General features: G+C 49.3%; 1 protein-coding gene. It reads left to right on the top strand.

What is annotated here, in order from left to right:
• Positions 1 to 335: hypothetical protein (locus TZ48_RS15100; protein WP_162674607.1), on the top strand; the 335-nt coding region annotated here is incomplete at both ends.

Below are 335 nucleotides of genomic sequence, written 5' to 3'. Positions count from 1 at the left end.
GAGCCAACCGAGACTTACACCTTGTCGGTGGATGGTGTGGATGCGACAGGTAGCATTCTAGATAATGACAAACCGACAGTTGAGTCGATTGAAGTGGCTGGTGAAGATGACTCGGTTATCGAAGGTGACAATCTGGTCTTCAGTGTAACACTGTCTGAAACCACTCAATCCCCAGTGGAATACCCTCTAACGTTGCCTGAATCGGTTGATGTGGATTTAGCGAACATCAGCTTCAGTAACAACGTGACCCTCGTGGATGGCAACCTCAATGTACCAGTCGGTGTGACGACGTTCGACATTATCCTGCCAACGGTGGATGATGAACTGGTAGAGCC

Origin of the sequence: Vibrio variabilis (assembly GCF_003263785.1) — a bacterium.
Taxonomy (GTDB): Bacteria; Pseudomonadota; Gammaproteobacteria; order Enterobacterales; family Vibrionaceae; genus Vibrio; species Vibrio variabilis.
The sequence above is the reverse complement of the archived record's forward strand: the minus strand, read 5'-3'. Positions and strand labels throughout refer to the sequence as shown.